Below are 26,088 nucleotides of genomic sequence, written 5' to 3'. Positions count from 1 at the left end.
ATAATATAGTGTTAATTTTAAATTTATAAATTTATGAAGAATGAATTTCTAAAGTTCTCATCGAGAAGAATTTTATTCTCAGCGGCAATGGTATCAGCTTTGTTGGCGGGGAGTCCGCAGATGGCATTTGCCGAAGCGAACGATGTTCAGGCTGTTATGCAGACGAGTGTAGTTAAAGGTAGGATTCTTGACTCTACTGGTGAACCGATTATTGGTGCAAGTATTATAGAAAAAGGTACTACCAATGGAACAATTACTGATATTGATGGAAACTTTTCATTGAGCGTTTCTTCATCTAAAGCTATTTTAGTTGTTTCTTATTTAGGTTATAAATCTGTGGAATTATCAGCTTCAGATAAAAAATTAAATGAGATAGTGTTGAAAGAAGATACAGAAATGCTTGATGAAGTTGTTGTAGTGGGTTATGGCGCAGTTAAGAAATCTGATTTGACGGGTGCCGTAGCTTCTGTTTCTACAAAAGAATTGACGGCTGCTGGTATCTCCAGTGCGGCTGGTGCTATGCAAGGCGTAGTGCCTGGTGTCAATATTCAACGCTCATCTAATAAGCCTGGTAGTGGGTATAATATCTTGATTCGTGGTTTGAATACAGTTAGTGGTAGTACCAAACCATTGATTGTAATTGATGGTGTTCCTGGTGCTGAATTGGAAAACATCAATCCTGATGACATTGAAAAGATTGATATATTGAAGGATGCCTCTTCTACAGCTATTTATGGTTCCAGAGCTACGAATGGAGTTGTAATCGTGACTACCAAAAGAGGAAAAGCCGGAGCTCCTAAAGTCAGTTATGATGGTTCCGTTGGATTTAAAAATTATATGAATGCTCCCGATATGATGGATGGACAGCAATATGTCCAACTTGCACGGGAATACTCTCGAGCTACTAAAGGTAACGGAGAATATGTTTCGGATGATAAAATATTTTCAGCATCAGAATTGGTTGCTATTGAAAATAATAATTATATGGATTGGTTTGATGCTCTTACTTCTACTGCGTGGATGAACAGTCATACACTTTCAGTTTCTGGAGGAACAGAGAAATCATCCTATGTGGCGTCTGCGGGTTATCATAATGAAGATGGTTGTCTTCAACCTCAGTTTTATAAGCGATATAATCTGCGTGCTGCCGTTGACGTAACGCCTAATGATTACTTTAAGTTCGGGGTAAGCCTTTATGGAACTTTTTCTGACCAAGAAACTGGTAATGAAGATGGTTTGCAGACTATTTATCGTTTACGTCCTACTTATCATCCTACTAATCTTGTGACAGGTGAGCAGGAATTCAAATATGGTAGCGGACAGTTCAATCCTTTTGTAACTCAGAAAAACCAATCATGGAGATATAAGAAATATGATGTTCTGAGTAATTTATTTGTAGAGTTTAATCCTATTAAGAATTTGGCGTTACGCTCTACATTTTCTCCCGATCTTCAATTTATTGACTATGGTATGTATGCAGGTGCTTATACTAAGCGTAATCAAGGTTCACAAGCTACTGCATGGTATGAGAAAACTACCATTTTGAATTGGGTTTGGGATAATATGGTTACTTATAATTTTGATTTGATGAAGGACCATCATTTTGATTTGACAGGTGTTTATTCAATGACCGAATATCAGAATGAATTTATGCGTGGTGACGGTGCCGGTCTTTCTTATAATTCTTTATGGTATGCTTTGCAAAATGGTGCAAAAACGAATAAGACTCAATCTAAGTACATTAAAACATCATTGATGTCGTATTTGGCACGTTTGAACTACAATTATAAAGGCAAGTATTATGTGACTGCAAGTATGCGTTATGACGGTTCTTCCAAATTGGCTGAAGGACATAAATGGGGAGGTTTCTTCGCTGGTGCATTGGCTTGGAGAATCACTGAAGAAGAATTTATGAAAGATATTGATTGGCTGAATAACTTGAAATTGCGTGTAAGTTTCGGTCAGTCTGGTAATGATAATGTAGGTGCTTATCAGACACAAGGTTCTATCAGTGGCGCTCAGTACTATTCTTTTGGAACGAATGATGTAATTGGCTACGTGCCTAACAATTTGCGTAATATGGAATTAGGTTGGGAGAGAACAACAGAATATAATATCGGTGTTGATTTTGGTTTCTTGAACAACCGTATATCAGGTTCTTTTGAGTACTATAACCGTTTGACAGAAGATTTGATTATGAACAAAACTCTTCCCATTACTCTTGGTTATTCTTCAGTAAAGGCTAATGTTGGTTCTGTTCGTAATAAAGGTTTTGAATTTGTATTGAATACGGAAAATATCCGTACAGAAGACTTTTCATGGAGAACTTCATTCAATATAGCTTATAATAATAATAAGATTGAAAAGCTGCAATATATAGAAGATCTGACTTCAAGAGGTAAGTCATTCGAAGGAATGAAGGGTGATTATAGCAATCTTTGGGTGGTAGGACAACCTATTGACATCAACTATAATTTGATGACTATTGGCGTATGGCAGTTGGACGAAGCAGAAGAGGCTGCTAAATATGGATGTAAACCTGGCCAATATAAAGTACTGGATCTAGATAAAAATGGTAAAATAGATGATGCTGACCGCGTAATTGATGGTAAGCGCACCCCGGATTGGACCGGTGGTATGGTTAATACTTTTAATTATAAGAATTTTGATTTATCGGTAGGTACTTCTTTCCAATTGGGCGGTCGTATGCGTAATCAATTCTATGTGTCTTATGCACTTGAGAACAATAATATGAACTTAAATAATATGGTGAAAGATTATTGGACCCCAGAGAATCCTACTAATGAATCGGCTCAACCCGGTAATATGGGAACTTATCGTAGCAAAGCAGGTTCGTGGGGAAATCAGAAGTCGGACGTTTCACATACAATGTCATCATCAGATTTCTTTAAAATAACTCATGTTAGTTTGGGATATACATTTGATAAGAAATTGATTTCTAAATCATTCTTGACCAATTTGAGATTGTATTGTACGGTTCAAAATCCGATGATTATTTGTGCTGATAATGTTATTGTTCCCGAACAGTTACCTACAAATGTATCTAGCACAGACCTTATGACACGCAATGTGATGTTTGGAGTGAATGTTTCTTTTTAACAAATCGAAATTAAAGAAAGAATAAAATGAAAACTAAGAATATAATTAAAAAGGGCTTATTGCTTATTTCCGTAGCTACTTTCGCAAGTTGTTCGTCTTTTCTTGAAGAAGAAAATTGGACTAGTCAGTCAGCTGAAGACTATTACAAAACAGCCAAAGGTTATGAATCATTAGTTAATGGTGCGTATGCCTCTTTGAAGTCTGTATATAATAATTATAGTTACCATAAACTTACTCAATTGGGTACTGATATTGGCACACAGCCTAACGGTACTGTTACTAGCGACTTGAATCAGTATGTAGTGACTTATGATAAATCAAACGGAACTGTATATGAGCAGTGGTCTAAACTTTATGTAGCATTAAAAGATGTAAATGCTGCTATCGGCCGTGCTACAAATGTGACTCTTAAAACAGAAGACCCTATTGAAGGAATTGATCCGAATCAACGTGACTTGAGGGTGGCAGAAGTCAAATTTCTTCGTGCGCTTTATTTGTTTGAAATTGTGAAGAATTGGGGGCAAGCTCCTTTGGTACTGGAAGAAGCTCAATCAACAGCAACAACTTCTAAACTGAACAGTGGCGCGGAATTTTATACTCAGATTCTGAAAGACTTGCAAGATGTGTTATCTTCTTCATTGCCCGAAAAACAAGGAGCTTCCGATTTTGGACGTGCTTCAAAAGCAGCAGCTCGCCATTTGCGTGCTTTGGTTTATTTGACTCGTGGATATCAGGACTATGCAGATGTGAATGACTTTAAAAATGCATATGATGATGCTATGTATGTAATTGAAAAGACGGGGCATAGTTTACTTGAAGACTATGCTATGGTTCACCGTCAGTCTAATGAGGCTAATGATGAGGTTATTTTTGCTGTAAACTATAACAATAGTACAAATAATAATAATAATCAACAGAGTACTTATTATCTATTCTCTTACCGTGAAGGTTGGGAAGGTTTGGCCAAATCAAATTTCTACGCCAATGACTACGGAGATGTGATGCCCTCAAAGTATCTTTATACCTCTTTCGATTGGAAAAAAGACCGTCGTGCGGAAGTTACTTTTATGAGTCCGCTTAATGGAGATCCTGCTACTTCGGTGGATGGACGTACTTATGGACGTAATGCCTTTATGAATACTACTCAGCTAGGGTCTTCAAGTACAGGTGTTGCCGATACGGTGATTCATTTTCCTGTACCTACAGAAGAAGGCTTTAGAGTGTATTCAAAAGCTGAGCAAGATGCGGCAAATGCTGCTTCTCCGATGAAGTTTATTTATAATTATCCTTCCGGTTCTTACAAAGATTGCTCTGAAGATGATTACTTTATTACCGGTTTGCAAGGCAATAGTTCAACCACTCGTGCTTGGTTGCCGGTATATAAGTTCAAGGATGCAGGTACTCTTTATGGCGAAAGTGGTGGTAGCCAGTATGGAAGTCGTGACATCGTGTTGTTTCGATTGGCTGAAACTTACTTGATTGCAGCCGAAGCAGCTGTAATGAAAAAAGACAATGTGAATGCTTTGCTTTGTATCAATGCGGTTCGTGAGCGTGCAATGCATAATGCGAAGGAACAAGGTTTGGCTAAATATGAAGGTACAGTCACTATTGATGACGTATTGGATGAAAGAGCACTTGAATTATTTGGTGAAGCACCTCGTTGGAATGATTTGACTCGAACTGGTAAGTTGGCCGAAAGAGTTTTAGAGTATAACTGGGACGTAACCCATATTACAGGTGGTTTAATCCAAACTCAATTAAGTGCAGCCACCAATGCCAAATATAGTCTTCGTCCTATTCCGGTGAATTGGCTGAATACCCTATCTAACGGACAAGAATTGGGAAACAACCCTGGATGGGAATAATAGTAAATTGAAACTATAAATTAATAGGGCTTGCCAGTTTGTTATTTGCAATAAATTGTGCAAGCTCTTTGTTCTTTTAATCTTAAAAGAGTATTTGTTATGGATATATATGAAAAACTACTTAAATGTGCAAGCGTTTTAGTGATGCTATGTTCGATATTTTCTGCTGCTGCCCGAAACTTTATTCATCCCGGTTTGCTTCATTCTCAAGACGATTTAAAACGTATTACTCGACTTGTGAAAGAGAATTCCTATCCGGCTATGGGTTCGTATGATTTATTGAGAAAAGTGCCGGGTGCATCCTTTGAGTATGAAATGAAGGGGCCGTTTGAGAATATCAGTCGTGCCGGAAAATATGGATACACCAAAGCTCCTTGTGAAAGCGATTGTAATGCGGCTTATTATAATGCTCTGATGTGGAACATTACCGGTGATGTACGTCATGCCGATAAAGCTATGGAAATTCTTCGAGGATATGCATCCACATTACAGAAAATATATGGACCTGATGATCCTCTTTGTGCAGGTCTTCAGGGATTCATGCTTATAAATGCAGCTGAAATAATGCGTTACACTTATCAAGATAATCAATATGTGAAAGGTTGGAGCGAAGCTGATACAAAGAGTATAGAAGGTATGTTCCGTAATGTATTTCTTCCAGTACTTACCACTTTTGTTCAAGCCAAACCTTATGCAAATGGTAATTGGGGAGGATCGGTTAACAAAATGGTGATGGCAATTGGTATTTTCTGTAATGATGAACCTCTTTACAATCAGGCTGTAGACTTCTTTTATAATAGTCGGGATAATGGAAGTTTGCCTAATTACATTGCAGAAACTGGCCAATTGCAAGAATCGGGACGTGATCAAGCTCACTGTATGCTTGGAGTAGGTGTTTTGGCTGAATTGGCAGAATGCGCTTGGAAACAAGGGGATAATCTTTATGCGGCTTTAGATAATCGTATTATGAAAGGATATGAATATCTTTCTAAAGTTAACTTGGGCTATACGGATGTTCCTTTTGAAGTTTGGAAAGATGCTACAGGTAAATATTGTAACTGGCAAAATATGGGAGAAGCAGAATTGGGCAAATTCAGGGCTGTTTTTGAAATTGCATATAATCATTATGTGGAACGAAGGGGAATTGCAATGCCTTATACGGAAAAGGTGCTAAAGCGTATTCGCCCTGAAGGCATAGGATGGACGTGTGATAATCCGGGTTTTGGAACATTACTCTTTTACTTAGGAAAAAACGAACCGGTTCCTCTTGAAGGGCAAATTTCAGAACAACTTAAATATGGCTGGAAAGGGTGGCAAATTGCAGCACCTGATTTAGAGCCTGTCGGCAATGAATTCTTATTGGTGAACAAAGGTATCTCAATGCAGAAAAACCGGATACACTATAATCCTTCAGAATTCCCTTATATAAAAGTGACATTCAGCCATAAACCCGAAGAGGTTAAAGATGGATGGCTTCGGTTGAGCTATAGCGTACAGAGTGCTCCTGAATTTTGGACTTTTTATGAGAAGGATGCGGTGAAAGTGGATGGTAATACTTATTGGTTTGCTGTGAAAGACGCACGTTCCAATAATGGAACATTATTTGGTACACGTGACAGGCATATTTCGTTGTTGCTCGATTTTGGAGACATAAAGGCTGTCGGTGTTGAAAGTATCGTTTCCGAGAGTCATTTATAAATGTGTGTGACGGATAGGTGTGGAGCTAAACAAAATAACAATATTGTAATTAGAATTGATATGAAGAAGAGATTAACACTGACGTTTTGGGGTATGTTGGTTGCGTTTTCTGTTATGGCAGAAGCGGTGAAGGTTACATCGCCCGACGGCGAATATGAGTTTACGGTGAGCGATGACGGACAATTGAGCTATTCGCTTTTCTATCAACAGAAAGAGGTGATAGAACCTTCTCGGTTAGGAATCGAATGGAACGAAAATTGGTATGATGGAATCCGAATAGTCACTTCGCGTAACAGCCGGATAGATAAGAATTGGAAACCTGTCTACGGTGAACGTGCCGTTGTGAAGGAATTATATAATGCTTGCGAGATAGAGTTGGCTAAAACTGGTTCGCGGAAGAGAATGGTGCTGGATGTGCGAGCTTATAACGAAGGCGTTGCATTCCGTTATCGTTTTGTAGGAGGTGAATATTTGAAGATTGAAAATGAGTTTACCCAATTTACACTTCCTAAAGGCACTCTTGCTTGGCATACCGAACGGGCACAGACCCCTTATAATCTTTTGCCACTCGAAGGGTGGGAAAATGAGTCGGATCGTCCGTTGATGCTTCAATTGCCAGAAGGCCAATATGCTTGTCTTGCCGAGGCTCAGGTCGTGGATTATGTGCGTACCAAATTTAAACTTTCGGATGAGAAACCTTATACTTTGCTTACTTCAATGTATGGAATAGTGGAGGATATAGCTCCATATCATACGCCTTGGAGAATTGTGATGTGCGCTTCCCGGCCAGGAGATATTCTCGCTAACAATGACTTGTTGCTTAATCTGAATCCTGATTGTAAAATCGCTGATACATCCTGGATTAAACCGGGGAAGGTAATGCGGGAAGTTACACTTACCACTGAAGGTGGTAAGGCTTTAGTGGATTTTGCAGTGAAGCGCCGCTTGCAGTATATTCATTTTGATGCAGGTTGGTATGGTTTTGAATATGACAAGTCTTCTGATGCTACTACCGTAACGCTCGACCCACGGCGCAATGAGCAGATTGATGCGCTTAATCTGCAAGAAGTGATTAGTTATGCCAAGTCGAAAGGAATAGGTGTTATCCTTTATGTAAATCAACGTGCTCTTCAACAACAACTGGACGAGATACTTCCTCTTTACAAATCATGGGGTATAGCGGGTATTAAGTTCGGTTTTGTACAGGTCGGCTCTCAAATATGGACAAGGTGGATGCACGAAGCGGTGAAGAAATGTGCGCAATATGGCCTTATGGTGGACATTCATGATGAATATCGTCCAACGGGTTTTAGTCGTACTTATCCCAATCTGATGACCCAAGAAGGTATTCGAGGAAATGAAGAATTCCCTGATGCGACTCATAATACCATTCTTCCCTTTACGCGTTTTGTTGCAGGTGCCGCAGACTATACTATCTGTTATTATCGTCAGGACTTCGGGCGTTTGCATACGGATAAAGATAGTTATGGGGTACCTCGTTCTCGTACTATTCAAACAACTCCTGCTCATCAGTTGGCTCTTTCTGTAATCTATTACAGCCCTCTTCAGTATATGTATTGGTATGATAAACCCTCTGATTCACAAGATGAACCTGAATTGAAATTCTTTGATGATGTTTATACTACTTGGGATGATACGCAGGTGCTTCAAGGTAAGATAGGCGAATTCGTTACCATAGCTCGCCGCAAAGGTGAAGAGTGGTTTGTTGGTGCCATAACCAATAATGATGCTCGCGAACAGGAGATTAGTCTCGATTTTTTGCCGCAAGGAAAGTCTTATATAGCTGAGATTTATACAGATGGAGATAAATCAGTAAAAACCCGTACTCGTGTGCGATGTCAGCGGTATCTTGTGAATGCCCAGTCGGTGCTTCGTTTCTCTCTTCGTGCTTCCGGTGGTGCCGCTATTCGGTTGGTGCTTGATACAGGTGATAACCGAAATGTTCGCAACTATAGGAAGCAGAAATTATAAAGATTTAATTTTTAAAATCCAGTATGATGAAATGTGATAAGAAGAAGTGTTTATTGGCTTTAGTATTTCTGTCATCATTGTTAATGTCGTTAAAGGTTTATTCTAATGAGCCCGAAACAAATTGGAAGTATGTAGAACTGGTAAATCCATTCGTGGACAGCCATCGTTCTCGTTGGTTCTTTTTTAGTTCTGCTTGTCGCCCATTTGGTATGGTCAGTCTGAGTCCTGATACAGATACGGAACATTCATGGGGATCGGGTTATATGTATGGCTCTAAGTATATACGATGTTTTAGCCATATTCATAATTGGCAGATGTCCGGTGTTGCTGTAATGCCTACGGTTGGTCCATTTAAAGGGCATTTGGGCATGGACTCCTATCAGTCTGAATTTACTCATGAGGGTGAGATTGCCAAACCTGGGTTTCATAAGGTGAAACTTACAAATTATGATGTGACTGCTGAATTAACGTCGACAATGCGGGTAGGCTTCCATCGTTATACGTTCCCCCAAAGCGATTCGAGCTATGTCCTTTTTGATACTGGCGCTTTTTTGGCTCACGGTCCTACCGCTTATTCGGAAGTCTGGAAGATTAGTGATACGGAAATAGCTGGTTGGGAAATAATGGAGCGTACAGGGCGTCGTCCTAAGGATACACCTGTCTATTTTTATGCACAGTTGAGCAAGCCGGTGGAGCAGATAGTGACTTGGCGTGAAGGGAAAATAGTGCCTAATACCAAACCTGAGCGAATTTCAGGAAAGAATGTGGGATTGGCTGTGAAGTTTCGTACCAAGGCCAATGAAAAAGTACTACTGAAGGTTGCCATTTCATACGTTAGTGTAGAGCAGGCTCGTAAGAATCTTTATGCGGAACTGGAATCATGGAATTTTGAAGAGGTAAAACATGCTTCGTTTGATGAGTGGAATACTTGGCTTGGTAAGATAGAAGTGGAGGGCGGTAGCCGTGAGCAACAGATAAAGTTCTATACAGATCTTTGGCACGCATTATTGGGACGTAGGGTAGTGAGTGATGTTGATGGGTGTTATCTTGACCAAACGTCCGACTTTCCCCGTATTTGCCGTATTCCTTTGTCTGCAAGTGGTAAACCTCTCTACAATCATCATAATTTTGATGCGTGGTGGGGGAGCCATTGGTCGCTTGATATTCTTTGGTCTATGGCTTATCCGCATCTGATGGATGATTTTTGCAATACAATGTTGGATATGTATCGTAATGGGGGACTTATTCCTCGCGGACCTTCGGGGGGAAATTATACCTATGTAATGATAGGCGATCCTGCTGTGTCTTTCTTTGCAACTGCTTATAACAAAGGTATTCGTAATTATGATGCTGATTTGGCCTATGAAGGGCTACGCAAGAATGCATTTCCTGGAGGTATTCGTGACCATGCCGGTTACGAACATAGTAAGGATGCTCATTCAGGTGGAATGGAATATTATATTAAAATGGGATATGTGCCTGATGGACGTGCGAATGTGGTAGGTATGCATACTACAGGTGCATCTATGACCTTGGAGTACGCATATCAAGACTGGTGTCTTGCCCAAATGGCCAAGGCAATGGGCAAGCAAGCTGATTATGAATTGTTCTTTGAACGCTCAAAAAATTATAAGAACCTTTGGAATAAAGCATCAGGATTCATGCAACCTAAAGGGACGGATGGAGAATGGTTACCTGATTTCGATCCACTTGAGTTGACGGAGAAAGGTGGTTTTTGTGAAAGCAATTCGGCTATATATTCTCATTATGTTCCCCACGATATGCAAGGTTTAATAGCACTTTATGGTGGTCATAAGAAATATGCCGAGCGTTTGAATGAGAACTTTGTCAAGAGTGAGCCTTATGGTTTTTTCCGTTCAAAAGATACCAAATCTGGTAATTGGACTGATTACGGTAACCAACCAGGCACGGGCATGGCTCATCTTTTCAATCATGCTCGGGCACCATGGCTGACACAAAAATGGGTGCGTAAGGTCAAAGCGGCTTATGCTGATGTTACCCCGTATGGTGGGTATCGTGATGATGAAGACCAAGGGCAGATGGGAGCTTTGGGCGTTTTAATGGCGATGGGACTGTTTGAAGTGGACGGAGGCTGCGCTGTAAAGCCTTATTATGAGATAACCTCTCCTATATTTGATAAAGTGACCATACATCTTGACAATAGGTACTATCCGGGAAAGACTTTCCAAATTGTAACTACGGGCAATTCCGACAAAAATATGTATATCCAACGGGCTACGTTTGATGGAAACCCCTGGGATAGGTGTTGGTTCTATCATGAAGATTTTGCTAACGGTGGTGTTCTTGAATTGCATTTGGGTGATAAGCCTAATAAGCAATGGGGAATTGGTAGATTGCCGCAGGATGATTAAAATGCGGAGGTTGCGTCAAAACGTTGACACAACCTCCGTATAGCTTTTCTTATTTGAATAGGTCTTTAATTGGGGATATTCCTAAAATAAGGAAATTTAAGGCAACTAATTCATTGCGAGTTGGTTGCCTTTTTGTCTCTTTAAGCATTCCCCCAAAAAACGGTTTGACGGCCAAAACGGGGGTAATCTAAACTAAAAACACATGGTAAAGATACAAAAAATCTCAGAAATCGAACCTCGTTTTGGTTTTACTGAGTTCGATATGCTAAAAAATATCGTCAAAGTTTTGCAACGAGTGAATTAGGCCGCCTCCATGCTCTGTTTCCTTTCTCGGAATTGGCCCGACAAATGCATTTGAAGTCCTCTGCTTTGGGGCGTAAAAGTTATTTTTCTCCCGAAGGTAAAATAGCCTTGATGGTCTTGAAGTCCTATACCAACTTTTCCCGATGCCACCTGTTATGAAAGCCATCTTGATGTAGGCCGTACCTACCTTGCTTATAGTAAACTACGTAAACGCAGGAAATCGCAGATTCGTATGATTAAACGCAGGTCACTTACTATCCTCTGATTACCAAAGACGCTTTTTGGTCATACAGACAATCCTTGAGCAAGGGAAGAGTTTATTTGCAGGCAAGAAAGTATCTAACCGTATTGTGAGTATCGACCGGCATCACCTTCGCCCCATCATCAGGGGCAAGGAAACCAAATCCGTTGAATTCGGAGCCAAAGTCAACAATATACAGATAGATGGAATCTCTTTCATAGAACATATCTCTTTTAAGGATTTTAATGAAGGAGTACGTTTGAAAGACTGTATTCGTCTGCAACAACAACTGACCAGGGTTAGGGTCAAGGCGCTTGTGGCAGATTCAATCTATGCCAATAATGCCAACCGGAAATTTTGTACTAAATATCATATAAGTACTTCCTTTAAGCGTAAGGGCAGAGCTGCCAAGGATGAGCCGCTTCGTAAGATTTTACGGTCGGAACTCAGCCGTGAAAGAGCTACCCGCTTGGAAGGAAGTTTTGGAACGCAGAAGCAACATTACTCACTGGCCAGGATAAAAGCCAGAACCAGGAAAACGGAAGTACTTTGGATTTTCTTTGGGATACATACAGCCAATGCGGTATGTATGATAGAAAAAGTAGAGAGGAAAAAAAGGATGGCTGCATAATCAGACTAAAATAAGAAGAAAAGAGGGGAGGTTTTTAACTTCACCTAGAAAAGGCATGTACATAACGCATGGGTGGGAAAAAAAGAATAAGTATATGTAAATAATATTCTATGAAAAAGATAGAAGACCGGGAGAGTTGAACGGAAAAATCAAGAGAAAAGCTCACGTAAAGTAAAACTTTTCTCTTGATTTATTAGAAACGGGAACATTTACTGAATATCCCCAATTTATTCAATGTGTTTGCCTACGAACTGTACGTGTTTCACAAAGTCATTCATTTGTACTTTTTCGCTTAGGGCGTTTATCGGTTCACCGTAATAACTTACATTCTCAAAAGTAACGCCCGATATATTGTATTTGTCATCAATCCCTTGTAACAAAACAGTTCCTCCAGCTTTAGGGCTATTCTTTGTACCGTATGTATATATGTTGCGGAAAGTTACATTGTGTATATATGGACCACTAGATGGAACTACTACGAATTCTCCATATCCACAACTACCTGGACCACGCCGTCCTGGGCCAGTTTTGATATTGTTGGGGCGCGGCTTCTCTATTGGACGAGTACCAACCAACTGAAGGGCAGGAGTCATTTTAATTAAATTATAAGGTTTGTGCCCATTGATTCTGATATTTTCGAAGCAGAGGTTCTCCATACTCATTTCACCTGTGGGGTGTAACCAAAATATTTGTACCCGGTCACGGTCAGGGAAGTGGATGACATCAATATTTCGTGCCGTGAAGTTGCGGAATGCCGGACAACTACTTTCAGTAGCCATACGAAATACATTGGCAAAATCTACCCAAAATACACAATTCTCTACCGTGATATTCTCTACTGACTTAGAATGACTTTCACCTCCTGCACGAGTGATGCCTTTGGGGGAAACGGAATCATCGTCCGTACGAAAGAAGCAGTTGCGTATCGTTACATTGCTGGAATTGCAAGGATCTACCCCGTCATCATTTCCCACTCGCGAACCGGCCAAACGGATATGGTCAATCAATACACGGTCGCAATCTTGCGGAACAATAGTCCAATAATAAGAGCCTTTCAAAATAATATCTTTCATCACCAAGTTATTGCAATGTTTGGCATTAATCATATAATCTGTTGGACCGGCATTGTGTTCCCAATCGGAACCGTCTAAAATGCCACGACCGCAAATCGTAATATTGTCACCAGTTGCTTCTATTCCTGCATTGACTACGGCACCTCCTGCTATATATAGTGTCTGATTGTCGGTAAGTTTTATTAATCCATTTTTCGGATTATGTTCACCCGGACCATAGTAAATTACATTCGGGTCATCTTTGGAGGGAATACTTTTTTCCAATTCATTACTGAAGAGAATCAAAGGGCTGTTACAACCGTCTGGTTCAAAAGAAATGTCACAAGGAGTATCTAGCTTAAAAGTAGCTATGTTTTTATTTACCGATGGACGGATGCCGTATTTGTCAGGCAAAATATTCAGTTTGCTCAGTTGGAAATTACTTTTTACAGTAATCGTTACCGTACCCGAAAAATCGAAGTAAGCAATTGAATATTTCTTGTCGTGGTGTTGTGTACTGGCTGTATATACCGGTATAGTTATGCCGTTGACTTCAACTGTATAATCAGAGGACAGAGGTTCGGTTTGTGGTACCGGATAACTAACTACTTTGGCTCCGATGTTCATGCTTGTAGCAAAGATTAGCACAAAGCTCAAAATCAATTTTTTTAATAATGTTTTCATAATGTATATTTTGTTTATATATGTTTTGTTATAATATATAGAATGGAATTGACTCTTCTTTCTTGTCTATCGCTATTTATCTCAGTCCGGATGTTCCTATTGTGCAATCTCAAATTCTCCTTTCAAGCGGATGTCTTTTGATGAAGAACCAATCATGACTTTGAACATGCCCGGCTCAACGGTGAAATTCATTTGTTTGTCCCATATCCCCAGCTCTTGTGGTGTGAGTTCGAAATGTACGGTATGCGATGCTCCCGGTTTTAGAGTGATGCGTTCGAATCCTCTCAGCACTTGTGTATAGGTGGTTACGCTGCTGACTTCATCGCGCAAGTAAAGCTGTACCACTTCATCTCCTTCGCGCTGACCGATGTTCTTGATGGTGCAACTGATGGAAATGTTGCCTTGTACTCCTTGTTTGGATGGAGATATTGCAAGGTCACCATATTGGAAAGCAGTATAGCTTAGTCCATGACCGAAGGGGTAGAGCGCACCATAGACAGAAGTCTCGGAGCTTTCATCAGAACCGGGCTTGAAAGGAAAGGCAAAGGGTATCTGCCCAACGGATTTAGGGAAGGTCACGGCGAGGCGTCCTCCGGGGTTGTAGTCACCAAACAGTGCCTCGGCTATGGCTTGTCCTCCGAATTCACCAGGAAACCAGGCATGGATGATGGCAGGAACATGGGTAGCGGCGAAGTTGATGGATGAGGCGCGTCCGTCAATCATTACCAATACCACAGGTTTGCCTAATTGGCAGATTTTTTTGAGTAATTCTTCCTGTCTGCCAGGCAAGTCCAATGAAGTACGTGACCTGTCTTCTCTTACGGTAAGTTCGTTTCCTCCTAATACCATTACGGTAACTTCCGCTTTCTTTGCCGCCTCTATGGCTTCTTCCATCATTTGTACTTCTTGGGCAGTCTTGGGAAATTCAAGGACTTCGCTTTCGGGGAAGTTGGGGTCGATGATGTCGCATCCTTTCTTATAAACAACGTCTGCTTGGGGAAGCATCTTTTTGATGCCTTCGTAAATGGTGGTAATGTGTGCGTTGGCTGGGCCATATCGGCAGATTAGCTGCTGTCGCTCGTCGGCATTGGGACCGATGACGGCTATCGAACGTATCGACTTGGAAAGTGGAAGTGCCTGGTGTTCGTTTTTGAGGAGTACTAACGATTGGCGTGCGGCTTCCAGCGCAAGTTGTTGATGTTCGGGACTGTGTACTATTTGTCCGGCTCTCTTTTCGTCGCCACGATAAGGGTTGTCGAAAAGTCCGAGCCAAAACTTCACGCGTAGAATCTCGGCAACACGTTGGTTGAGTGTTTCTTGGGAGATTTTTCCTTTCTTTACGGCACTGCGCAGCGGAAGGATGAAGTCGGCAGGTGGTGTGAAATGGGTGCGGATGTTGAGTCCGGCATTAACGGCTTGCGCTACGGCATCTTCATATCCGTTGGCCACTTGATGTTTGGTGGAGATAAATTCTACGGCCTCACTGTCGGAAACCACATAGCCCTTGAATCCCCATTCTTGTCGAAGAATTTCGGTGAGGAAATGATAACTGCCCGTGATGGGTTCGCCGTCATAGTCGTTGTACGAACTCATTACTCCCAGCGCACCGGCTTCGTGGAAGGCCACTCTAAAAGGATCGAGATAGAGTGTGCGCATTTCTCGGGGAGCTACGTGGGGGTCAGTACGTGTTTTTCCGTCACGTCCGCCTACCGGTATGCTATAGACGGCAAAATGTTTTGGGGTAGAGACCAGCTTGTTTTTTTGTAGGCTCAGAATCATTTGCTTTCCCATTTGTCCTGCATGATAGGGATCTTCGCCATAGGTTTCTACGCATCGTCCCCACCGGGGATCTTGTGCGATGTCGAGGATGGGGGAGTATATGTTGGTATATCCCAGTACGGAGGCTTCACGGGCTTCAGCTTCGCCTATTTGGGCTATTAGTTCTTTGTTCCATGTGGCTCCTTGTCCGCATTGGGCAGGAAAGTAGGTCGCCCGGTCATGGCATAGCCCCCGGATGCCTTCGTTGGTGAAATCTACCGGGATTCCCAGCCGTGTATTTTCTACGAACCAGCGTTGAATGGCGTGCTTCGTCTTCACGTGGTGTGCATAGGGGAAAGAGTATGCAGACTTGAAGCTGCCAAGCCCATTGTGCTCTTCATCAATATTCCCGATGCCATCTTTCCATACTTCGTTTTTCCAGTTATCACTTGGAAGGGCGTCATTGAGTACGCGGCCTGAACCATACAGTGTAGCCATCTGGCAACTTTTTTCTTCGAGAGTCATTTGCGAGAGCAGGTTTTGCACCCTTGCTTCAAGTGGGGCGTAGCTGTCTTCGTAGATGTCCTTCACGCCATTTTTGTTAAAGTCAATCCATCCTTTGTGATAGATGTTTTTGACGGTTGACTTGTCCTTCTCGTAATCGAGTATCGAGTTGTTCCACAACTGCTGGCTGCAAATCATGGATACAAGGACGGTTGTTAGGTATCTATTCATACTGATAAAACAATTGGTTGATGTTTTTTGATAATATACGTATCAAGCAGGACTGTTACCTAAACCGGATGGTTAATTTGCCGGGGCGATTGAGTATTTTTACTTTTTGGTTCGTAATTTCTTATATGCTTATAAATTATATCATTAATAAACTTGTTACTTACTAATTATGCAAAAACATTTTAGATTGAGGAATGCGTTATTTGCAGGATTACTGCTTGCCGCATTTGGGTGTTCTTCCCATACCCATCCTACCACTGATTTTAATGTGGATTCTGCTATTGCTTACTGTAGCTGTCAGGCTATAAAAACTCTTGAAACGCTTCCTGATGTAGATTCGATTCCCAATACGATTGATAAAGGACAGAAAAAATGGCAGTATGCTCATGTAGGTTCTTGGACATGTGGCTTTTGGCCGGGTACATTATGGTATCTTTACGAAGCGACTCAGGATACGGTATGGTTGCATGCAGCTGAAAATGTTACTCGTATTCTGTTGCCGGAAGCTTATCGTAAGGCTCGTTCGCATGATTCGGGATTTATTATGATGCCAAGTGTGGGTAATGCTTATCGTCTTACGGGCGATACTATGTACGCTCAAGCACTTCATCATGCGGCAGATTCGTTGGCCGAACTCTATAACCCCAAAGTGGGTACCATATTATCTTGGCCGGGTATGGTCAAAAAGATGAATTGGCCTCATAACACCATTATTGACAATATGATGAATCTTGAATTGCTTTTTTGGTCGGCCAAGAACGGTGGTAACAAATGGCTGTATGATGTAGCCGTAAAACATGCGGAAACAACCATGAAATATCATTTCCGTACGGACCATTCGTGCTATCATGTTGCGGTTTACGATACACTGGACGGTCATTTTATTAAAGGCGTCACTCATCAAGGATTGGCTGATAGTACAATGTGGGCTCGTGGTCAGGCCTGGGCCATCTATGGTTATACGATGGTTTACCGTGAAACTCGTGATGTACGTTTTCTTGAAGTAGCTTGCCAATCGGCCGATGCTTATCTTCGTCGTTTGCCTGAAGATATGGTACCATATTGGGATTTTGATGCGCCAATGTCACCATTGCTCCCTCCTAAAGACGCATCTGCTGCTGCTGTTACGGCTTCGGCGTTGATTGAACTTTCGGGCTATGTAAATGATGAGATAAAATCACGCCATTATCTTGATGCAGCTATAGCTATGTTGGAGAATCTCTCCTCATCGGCTTATCAGTCGGGTACGGTTAATACAGCTTTTTTACTTCATTCTGTAGGCCATATGCCTCGTGGACGTGAGATTGATGCTTCGATTATGTATGCAGATTATTATTATATAGAAGCACTTTTACGGCTTCGTACCGTAAATAAAGGCGGATGACTTGCTACTGCGTCCCCTTCATGCCCCATTGTCAAAGTCAGGAAATATTCTAATGTCGTTTTGATAAATGATGTGTTAATAGGGCAAACATGTGTGGCAGAGCCGTAGAAAGGAGAATTACAATGAGCAAGAAAGATAGAGACATAGCCCTCTTCGTGGCATTCTGCATTGAAGAATACGGAGCGGCTAAAGGAATGATGGACGATCAGGTACTTTTTTAGCAAAGGCTCACTATAGTGAGCCTTTGCTAAATATAAGGAGTGAACAGAAGAAACATATACGGCTCTTTCATTTAAGGGAGTTAAAGGGTGTTAGAAGCCGATAGTATAGCTATACATCAACAGAACTATCGGCTTTTAACTCCTAAGCTTGCAGGGTGATAACTCCTTCTAACTCCCGATAACTCCCTTAAATGAAAAAGCCATGAGAAACATGGGAGATGTTTGTGAATATAATAAGTAAAATTCCTACCTTTGTCTTTATAACCATTGATTTTCTCCATAGCCATGTTAGAAGATTACAGAAGATACCCGATAGGAATACAGAACTTTGAACAGTTGCGCAACAACGACTGTGTGTATGTAGACAAGACGGAACTGGTTTATAGACTGACACATACCGACCGGGTCTATTTCCTCAGCCGTCCCCGCCGTTTCGGCAAGAGCCTCTCGTGTCTACGCTCGAAGCCTACTTCCAAGGAAAGAAAGACCTTTTCGGAGGGTTGGCTATGGAGCGCTGGGAGAAGGATTGGGAAAGCTATCTGGTGTTGCACATCGATTTCAGCCTAACAAAATACATGGAACTGACCGACCTTACGGGGCAGCTTAATCTCTTCCTGCACCGGTGGGAAAAGATTTATGGAAAGGATGAAGCGGAAAAGACCGCTTCCGAGCGTCTGCAAGGCATCATTCTGAGAGCTTCCGAGCAGATCGGCAAGCAGGTTGTCGTGCTGATTGACGAGTACGATGCCCCCTTGTTGGACAGCAATTCCGACACCGCCTTGCAGCAACAGCTCCGCAACGAGATGCGGAAGTTCTTCAGCCCCCCTCAAGAGGTTGGGGCAGTATCTTCGCTTTCTCTTCATCACCGGCATCAGCAAGTTCAGCCAACTGAGCATCTTCAGCGAACTGAATAATCTGAAGAACATCAGCATGCACGATGATTTCAGTGCACTCTGCGGCATCACCGAGCAAGAATTGCTCACAGACTTGAAACCGGACATCGAGCGAATGGCCAAGGCAAACAATGGGACTTATGAGGAAGCTTGCGCTCACTTGAAACGGCAGTACGACGGCTATCATTTCAGTAAGAATTGTGCCGACATCTATAATCCGTTCAGCTTGTTCAACGCTTTCGATGCAAAGGAGTACAAGAACTTCTGGTTCTCTACGGGCACTCCTACCTTTCTGATTGATATATTGCAACGCACGGATTTCGACGTGCAGAGCCTGGACGGACTTACGGCTACCGATGAACAGTTCGATGCGCCTACCGACCACATTGTCGACCCTATTCCGGTACTTTATCAGAGTGGCTACCTGACAATAAAGGGGTATGACCCTGCTTTCCGTCTTTACCGGCTGGCCTATTCCAACGGCGAAGTGCGTTATGGTTTCACGGAGTCCTTGCTTCCTGCACTCAACAAGCACATCATTTGGTAAATGTCACCCCTTCCACATGTTCGCCAATGAAGAAGCGTGCCATGTCTCCCATCTTGTACCATTTCGGTTTGCCCGGCATGTCGTCGTAAATAGCTTCTCCGTTGATTCTGAGATTCTCGAAGCGGATGTTCTTCACTTTCCGTTCTTCGTTGTAGCCGGCAATGATGGACAGTTCGGCGTTCTCTCCGTTGTAGGTGATGTCCTTGAAGAGCACGTTCTCAATCCCTCTGCCCGGAGCCGCACAATATTTCTTGTTAAAGAAGATGCGTAGGTTGACAAGTTGGCCTTGACGGAAATCTTCTATGCGGATATTCTCGAAACGCACGTTGCGGACCAGGTTGTTGTCTCCTATGTTGATGGCCATACAGCCTTGATAGTCTATCTGCTTTTCTTTATGGTCGAGGATGTCGATATTGATATAGTTCAGGTTCTCCATTACTTCTTGACCTTCGGCATCGCCGTGCAGTCCGATGAAGATGGGATGGGCCACGTCCGCCCAGAGGGTGGAATTCTGCATGGTGATGTTCTTGCATCCGCCTTTGAAGCCCATACGGGTGGCATAAACAGTGGTACAGTCGTCCGAGTTTCTGCAAAATACGCCATCGAACAGTACATTGTTGCTGGCAAACACGTTCATCCCGTCGCCCCATCCATAGGAGCTGATGGCCTTTACGTTGCGTATCGTCACGCTGTCTGAGCCACCGGTGGGGCATTGGGTGGTAATCAAGCCTTCTACCCGGATGTTTTTGGAGTTGATGATGCTGACTCCTGCTCCACGTCCTTCGGGATGTACTTCTCCCCGGCCGAAGATAGTTACATTTTCAGCATTCTTTGCTCGTATGCACCCTCTGACGATGGCTCCTCCGGAAATGTATACGGTTTTGCCTGAAGGTACATCCAGCGTGTCGCCCGGTAATTGGTGTATGCCCGGACCGAAATAAATCAAGTTGCGGTTCTTTTTTAATTTCTTCGGGTTCATACCCGGTTTCAGAGGATTGTTCCGGTCTATCGGATTGGCGAAGAGGTGCAGGTTGTGGAAGATGTCGCCGTTCACTTCTATCGATAAGTTGCGGGGAGAGTTTAGCTTGAAAGTGAGCGTGTTGCGGCTGACCTGCGGAGTGATGCCGTAGGATAGGGGACGTATGCGGGCTGTCTCTATCTCTTCCTTATGGGCGGTGACCGATACTTCCACTTCACCGTTGAAGTCGAAATAGCTCATGGAGGCCAGCTCTACATGGTGCCGGGCCTCTTTTACTTCGTCCACTTTGACGGGATAGGTGGCTATTGCTTGCCACTCTCCACCCGGTTGGCGCACTTTGACGGTGAAGTCGTTCTTCAATTCCGTCCCCTGAGGAGCGGGATAGGTGATTAACAGGTTTTGTGCGTCGATAGTCTGAACGAATCCGAGCAATAAGCCGGAGATAAAGATTAGTTTTCTTAGTTTCATTGGTAATAGAATTATGTTGCTTTAAGTAGAAATACGTTTTGTACGGGATATTCACTTAGTAGGGCTAATGATATTTGTGCAAATTAAGTGCTTTTCGGCTTTCAATCGTATATTTGTGTAGAAAACGATGGAACTTATGAAACAGATTTGCAAATTAGTAGTGATGTTATTGTTGACCTTTACCGCAGGAGTACAGGCACAATTGGTGACCTATCCTGAAAGTTTAAATCCGGGCATACCCCATAATGACGACTACACGGTACGTGTACGTATCCCCGGCGGTGAGTGGAAAGACTTGTTTGAATACAACGTACAGGTAGATATGGACAACGTGCAGAAGGCTTCCATGGTGCAATTTGATATGGGAAGTGTTGTAGAGGTAATGGTGAAGAAGAACAATGGCAGCGTGCGCGAAGTGACCATACGCCCTTTGAGTAAAGGTATTGAATACAAGCAGGTACAAAACGCCATTCTTTTCACTCTGGAAAAGCCACAGTATCTCTCTATTGAGTTTGATGGCGACCGGTTGCACAATCTGCATCTCTTTGCCAACCCTTTGGAAACAGAAAAATATGATAAAGAGGCAAAAGGCATCATGTATTTCAGTCCGGGAGTCCACCGCCCTAAAGACTTACCTAATAATCAAATCCGTATCCCCGGTAATACCATCGTATATCTGGCACCGGGAGCGGTAGTCAAAGCGAAACTTCTGGTAGATAAAGCAGAAAATGTCCGGATTATCGGACGAGGCATCTTGGACCATCCGATACGGGGCATTGAAGTGACTGACTCAAAGAATGTGCTGATAGATGGAATTACCGTAGTGAACCCAGAACATTATACCATATTCGGAGGCGGTTCAACGGGAATCACCATCAAAAATCTGAAATCATTCAGTTGCAAAGGTTGGAGTGACGGCATAGACATGATGTGTTGCTGCCAAGTGCTTGTTGACAATGTCTTCATGCGCAATTCGGACGACTGCATCGCTCTGTACAATCACCGCTGGAACTGGTGGGGAGGTTCGTCCGACATCACCGTGCAGAACTCCATTCTTTGGGCAGATGTGGCGCATCCCATCAATGTAGGCGGCCATGGCGACCCCGATTCACCTACGGGAGAAGTAATAGAAAATCTGACTTTCCGCCACATCGACATTCTGGAACATGACGAGGATGATCCGATTTATCAAGGTTGCATGACAGTGGATTGCGGTGACAAGAATCAGGTCCGTAATGTCCTTTTCGAAGACATCCGGGTAGAGAATATTCAGGAAGGACGGCTGTTCTATGTAAAAGTACGCTTCAACGAGAAATATGATAAACAGCCGGGAAGCGGCATTGACGGCATTACTTTCAGGAACATTACGTACACAGGCGTAGGAGAGAATCCATCGTTGATACAAGGACTGGACAAAGAACGAACCGTGCAAAACGTGACGTTTGAAAATGTAGTAATCAATGGAGAACGGATGAAGGACTTGAAAGGAGTAGTAACCAATGAGTTTATAAAAGGAATTAAAATAAAGTGAACCATAAGAACCATGAATAGATATAGACTGCTTTTTTCAATAATCCTCTTGCTTTGCTTCTCTCCCTGCCTGCGGGCAGGAGAGTGGCAATGGTCTGTGACTCTTGACGGATTCGTCTCCAACGAAACGAATCGGAATCCTACGGCTTTCTTGTGGATACCCGCCGACTGTATGCGGGTGAAAACAATTCTTGTAGGACAACACAATATGAGCGAAGAAACTCTTTTTGACAATCCCCTTTTCCGCGAGAAGATGCAGAAGCTGGGAATCGGTTTTGTATGGATAACACCCGGCATCGACCAGCAATGGGATGTATCGAAAGGCACACAACGGATATTCGAGAAAATGATGGCCGACCTGGCAGACGTCAGCGGATATAGCGAACTGAAAAATGTCCCTATCGTGCCCATAGGCCATTCGGCCATGGCTACTTATCCCTGGAACTTTGCCGCATGGAATGCGGAACGCACCTTGGCCGTCATTTCCCTGCACGGCGATGCTCCGCGTACGAACTTGACCGGCTACGGGCGTGAGAATCTGGAATGGGGACGTACCCGTAATATCAACGGGATACCCGGACTGATGATTGAAGGAGAATATGAATGGTGGGAAGCCCGGGTAAATCCGGCACTGGCTTTCCGCATGATGTATCCTGAAAGTTGCATTTCGTTTCTGTGTGATGCAGGACGGGGACATTTTGATGTGGCAGATGAAACAGCCGCATACATCGCTCTGTTTCTGGAAAAGGCTGTCAGCCTGCGATTGACGGATGAAGTGACGAAAGACGGTAAAGTAAAACTGAATCCGATAAACCCGACCAAAGGCTGGCTGGCAGAACGCTGGCATCCCAATCAGAAGAAACGAGCCAAAGCTGCTTTCTACTCACAATATAAAGGCGATGTGCATGACGCCTTCTGGTATTTTGACCGTGAAATGGCAGAAGCGACTGAAGCACGGTATGTGCAAAGTCGCGGTAAGGAAGAACAGTATCTGGGATTTGAACAAAGCGGCAGTCTGCTGGCATACGACAAGAAACAGCATGTACGTGTACAGCCTCGCTTCAATCCGAAAGCCGATGGAATTACTTTCCATCTGAAAGCTGTATGTACGGATTCCCTGAGAACGAAACTGTCTGACGAACACGCAGATGCAACGCCGACAATCAGTCGCATCTGCGGACCGGTAGAAAAGGTAAATGACACGACATTTAAGGTATCTTTCTATCGGATGGGTATGGATAACCCACGCCGCACCGGTGATATATGCCTGCTGGCAAGCCAGACAGGAGACCGGAGGTATAAAAGTGCCGTTCAGGAAGTCAGTATCCGCATCCCCTACCGGAATACGGCAGGAGAAAGGCAGCATATACTGTTTCCGGGACTGCCCGATGTGGAAACAGGAAGCGGGTCTCTATCTTTAAAAGCCACAAGTGATTGCGGACTGCCGGTCTCTTACTACATCAAAGAAGGTCCGGCCGAGATAGAAGGAGACCAAATTGTATTCACTCCTATTCCTCCTCGCAGCAAATTTCCGGTAAAAGTGACGGTAGTTGCCTGGCAATACGGCGTTGCAGGTAAGGTGCAGACGGCCGAGCCGGTGGAACGTAGTTTTTATATAAAGAAAGAATTAATAAAAAGGTTATGAGAAATAAGAGTTTAATCCTAATGACAATTTGTGCGGCTCTATCAACCGGTCTTTCCGCCCAATCCGTTTATCCCGGACAGCATGCCGGAAAAATGAAAAAAGTGACGACCGCACCGATGCAGGTAGAAAGTTTCGACTTAAAGGACGTGCGTTTATTGCCAAGCCGCTTTCGCGACAATATGATGCGTGATTCCGCTTGGATGACTTCCATAGCAACCAATCGTTTGCTGCACGGTTTCCGCAACAATGCCGGAGTATTTGCCGGGCGTGAAGGCGGATATATGACCGTAAAGAAACTGGGTGGTTGGGAATCGCTGGACTGTGAACTGCGCGGACACACAACAGGGCATTTACTATCAGCCTATGCGCTCATGTACGCATCTACCGGAAGTGAAATATTCAAGTTGAAGGGCGACAGCCTTGTTACAGGTCTGGCAGAGGTACAGGCGGCTTTGGGAAACGGATATCTCAGTGCATATCCGGAAGAATTGATTAATCGGAACATACGTGGGACAAGTGTATGGGCACCCTGGTATACACTGCACAAACTCTTCTCCGGATTGATTGACCAATACCTCTATGCAGATAACAAACCGGCATTGGAAGTTGTGACCCGCATGGGCGACTGGGCTTATAATAAACTTAAACCACTGGATGAAGCCACCCGGAAAAGGATGATACGGAATGAGTTCGGCGGTGTGAACGAATCTTTTTATAATCTTTATGCCATCACCGGCGACGAGCGTTATCAATGGCTTGCCGAATTCTTCTATCACAATGATGTGATAGATCCGCTGAAAGAACAACGCGATGATTTAGGTACCAAGCACACGAATACCTTTATTCCAAAAGTTCTTGCCGAAGCACGCAACTACGAGCTGACGCAGGATAACGACAGTCGGAAACTGACAGATTTCTTTTGGCATACCATGATAGACCACCATACCTTTGCACCGGGATGCAGTAGTGATAAAGAGCATTATTTCGATCCACAACAATTATCCAAACATCTGACCGGATATACCGGTGAGACTTGTTGTACGTACAATATGCTGAAACTAAGCCGTCACCTGTTCTGCTGGACGGGAGATGCCAAAGTTGCCGATTACTACGAACGTGCACTCTATAATCATATTCTTGGACAACAAGATCCTGAAACGGGAATGGTATCCTATTTCTTGCCCTTACTCTCCGGCTCTCACAAAGTTTATAGTACCCGGGAGAATTCCTTTTGGTGTTGTGTAGGCAGTGGTTTTGAAAGTCATGCCAAATACGGAGAAGCTATCTATTGTCACAATGAAAAAGGAATTTACGTGAATCTCTTTATTCCGTCAGAAGTAAACTGGAAAGCAAAAGGAATAACTCTGCGTCAGGAAACAGGTTTCCCAGCAGAAGAAAACACTACATTGACCATCCAAACAGACAAACCTGTCACCACTACGATTTATCTGCGCTATCCCTCATGGAGTGAAGGCGTGAAAGTAAACGTCAACGGGAAAAAAGTATCGGTAAAGCAGAAACCGGGATCATACATTGCTGTAACCCGCCAGTGGAAAGACGGTGATCGCATTGAAGCCAATTATCCGATGAGCCTGCAGCTGGAAACCACTTCTGATAATCCTCAAAAGGGAGCTCTGCTATACGGACCGCTGGTATTGGCCGGCGAATTGGGAACAGAAGGTATGCAAACTCCGGCACCATTCTCTGATCCGGCATTATACAATGATTATTATACTTACGATTATCATATCCCGGCAGGATTGAATACGACATTGCAAGTAGACTTAAAACATCCGGAACGCAACCTGCAACGTACAGGTAAAGGACTGGAATTCAAAAATGCGGAAGGTACTATATTGAAACCTCTGTACGATGTGCACCATCAACGTTATGTTATATATTGGGATTTCACTAGTGTCCACTAAAAATTTTTTGGTCACTAGTCGGTT

The 26,088-nt window shown here is 43.1% G+C and carries 12 protein-coding genes and 2 pseudogenes; 11 read left to right on the top strand and 3 right to left on the bottom strand.

Annotated features, from left to right (window positions below; all coding sequences use genetic code 11):
• Positions 1 to 33 precede the first annotated feature (33 nt).
• The 6 genes and pseudogenes from DW800_RS06555 (at position 34) to DW800_RS20075 (ending at position 12,243) form a co-directional block, all read left to right on the top strand.
• Complete coding sequence (locus DW800_RS06555; RefSeq protein WP_016272943.1) at positions 34 to 3,120, top strand: SusC/RagA family TonB-linked outer membrane protein; 3,087 nt, start codon at positions 34 to 36, stop codon at positions 3,118 to 3,120.
• A 26-nt stretch (positions 3,121 to 3,146) separates the two neighbouring features.
• Complete coding sequence (locus DW800_RS06550; RefSeq protein WP_005832980.1) at positions 3,147 to 4,985, top strand: RagB/SusD family nutrient uptake outer membrane protein; 1,839 nt, start codon at positions 3,147 to 3,149, stop codon at positions 4,983 to 4,985.
• A 99-nt stretch (positions 4,986 to 5,084) separates the two neighbouring features.
• Positions 5,085 to 6,683, top strand: a complete 1,599-nt coding sequence (locus tag DW800_RS06545; RefSeq protein ID WP_005832978.1) for an alginate lyase family protein — start codon at positions 5,085 to 5,087, stop codon at positions 6,681 to 6,683.
• 60 nt (positions 6,684 to 6,743) lie between these two features.
• Positions 6,744 to 8,675, top strand: a complete 1,932-nt coding sequence (locus DW800_RS06540) for a glycoside hydrolase family 97 protein (protein WP_005832976.1) — start codon at positions 6,744 to 6,746, stop codon at positions 8,673 to 8,675.
• Between the two features lie 26 nt (positions 8,676 to 8,701).
• Positions 8,702 to 11,068, top strand: coding sequence for a GH92 family glycosyl hydrolase (locus tag DW800_RS06535; RefSeq protein WP_044468113.1), 2,367 nt, complete (start codon positions 8,702 to 8,704; stop codon positions 11,066 to 11,068).
• A 202-nt stretch (positions 11,069 to 11,270) separates the two neighbouring features.
• Positions 11,271 to 12,243 (top strand): annotated as a pseudogene (locus tag DW800_RS20075) (transposase).
• 227 nt (positions 12,244 to 12,470) lie between these two features.
• Here DW800_RS20075 and DW800_RS06525 read toward each other — a convergent pair.
• Entirely contained in the window at positions 12,471 to 13,979 is a 1,509-nt protein-coding gene (locus DW800_RS06525) for a glycosyl hydrolase family 28 protein (RefSeq protein ID WP_016272940.1), read from the bottom strand.
• Between the two features lie 96 nt (positions 13,980 to 14,075).
• Positions 14,076 to 16,439, bottom strand: coding sequence for a glycoside hydrolase family 3 N-terminal domain-containing protein (locus tag DW800_RS06520; protein WP_016272939.1), 2,364 nt, complete (start codon positions 16,437 to 16,439; stop codon positions 14,076 to 14,078).
• A 202-nt stretch (positions 16,440 to 16,641) separates the two neighbouring features.
• On the opposite strand from DW800_RS06520, the gene DW800_RS06515 reads away from it, so the two are divergent.
• Both DW800_RS06515 and DW800_RS19620 read left to right on the top strand, forming a co-directional pair.
• Entirely contained in the window at positions 16,642 to 17,856 is a 1,215-nt protein-coding gene (locus DW800_RS06515; protein WP_044468525.1) for a glycoside hydrolase family 88 protein, read from the top strand.
• A gap of 506 nt (positions 17,857 to 18,362) precedes the next feature.
• Positions 18,363 to 19,493, top strand: a pseudogene (locus tag DW800_RS19620) (AAA family ATPase); the annotation flags it as partial.
• Positions 19,494 to 19,506: 13 nt separating this feature from the next.
• On the opposite strand, the gene DW800_RS06495 reads toward DW800_RS19620, so the two are convergent.
• Positions 19,507 to 20,964: a glycosyl hydrolase family 28 protein gene (locus tag DW800_RS06495; protein ID WP_016272935.1), complete on the bottom strand. Its 1,458-nt coding sequence runs from the start codon at positions 20,962 to 20,964 to the stop codon at positions 19,507 to 19,509.
• A 136-nt stretch (positions 20,965 to 21,100) separates the two neighbouring features.
• Here DW800_RS06495 and DW800_RS06490 point away from each other — a divergent pair, with 136 nt between their 5' ends.
• The 3 genes from DW800_RS06490 to DW800_RS06480 are packed head-to-tail and all read left to right on the top strand — an operon-like array spanning position 21,101 to position 26,064.
• Positions 21,101 to 22,495 (top strand): glycosyl hydrolase family 28 protein, encoded by a 1,395-nt coding sequence (locus DW800_RS06490; protein WP_044468218.1) that lies wholly within the window; start codon positions 21,101 to 21,103, stop codon positions 22,493 to 22,495.
• Between the two features lie 12 nt (positions 22,496 to 22,507).
• Positions 22,508 to 24,139 carry a hypothetical protein gene (locus tag DW800_RS06485; protein WP_044468216.1) on the top strand — a complete coding sequence of 544 codons (1,632 nt, stop codon included), beginning with the start codon at positions 22,508 to 22,510 and terminating at the stop codon, positions 24,137 to 24,139.
• Entirely contained in the window at positions 24,136 to 26,064 is a 1,929-nt protein-coding gene (locus tag DW800_RS06480) for a glycoside hydrolase family 127 protein (RefSeq protein WP_117703664.1), read from the top strand. Before DW800_RS06485 ends, DW800_RS06480 begins: the two co-directional genes overlap by 4 nt.
• Positions 26,065 to 26,088: the final 24 nt, after the last annotated feature.

It is taken from the genome of Bacteroides sp. AM32-11AC (assembly GCF_003603515.1).
In the GTDB taxonomy this organism is placed as follows: Bacteria; Bacteroidota; Bacteroidia; order Bacteroidales; family Bacteroidaceae; genus Bacteroides; species Bacteroides uniformis.
Note: the sequence above shows the minus strand (reverse complement) of the source record. Positions and strands in the feature narration are given on the sequence as shown.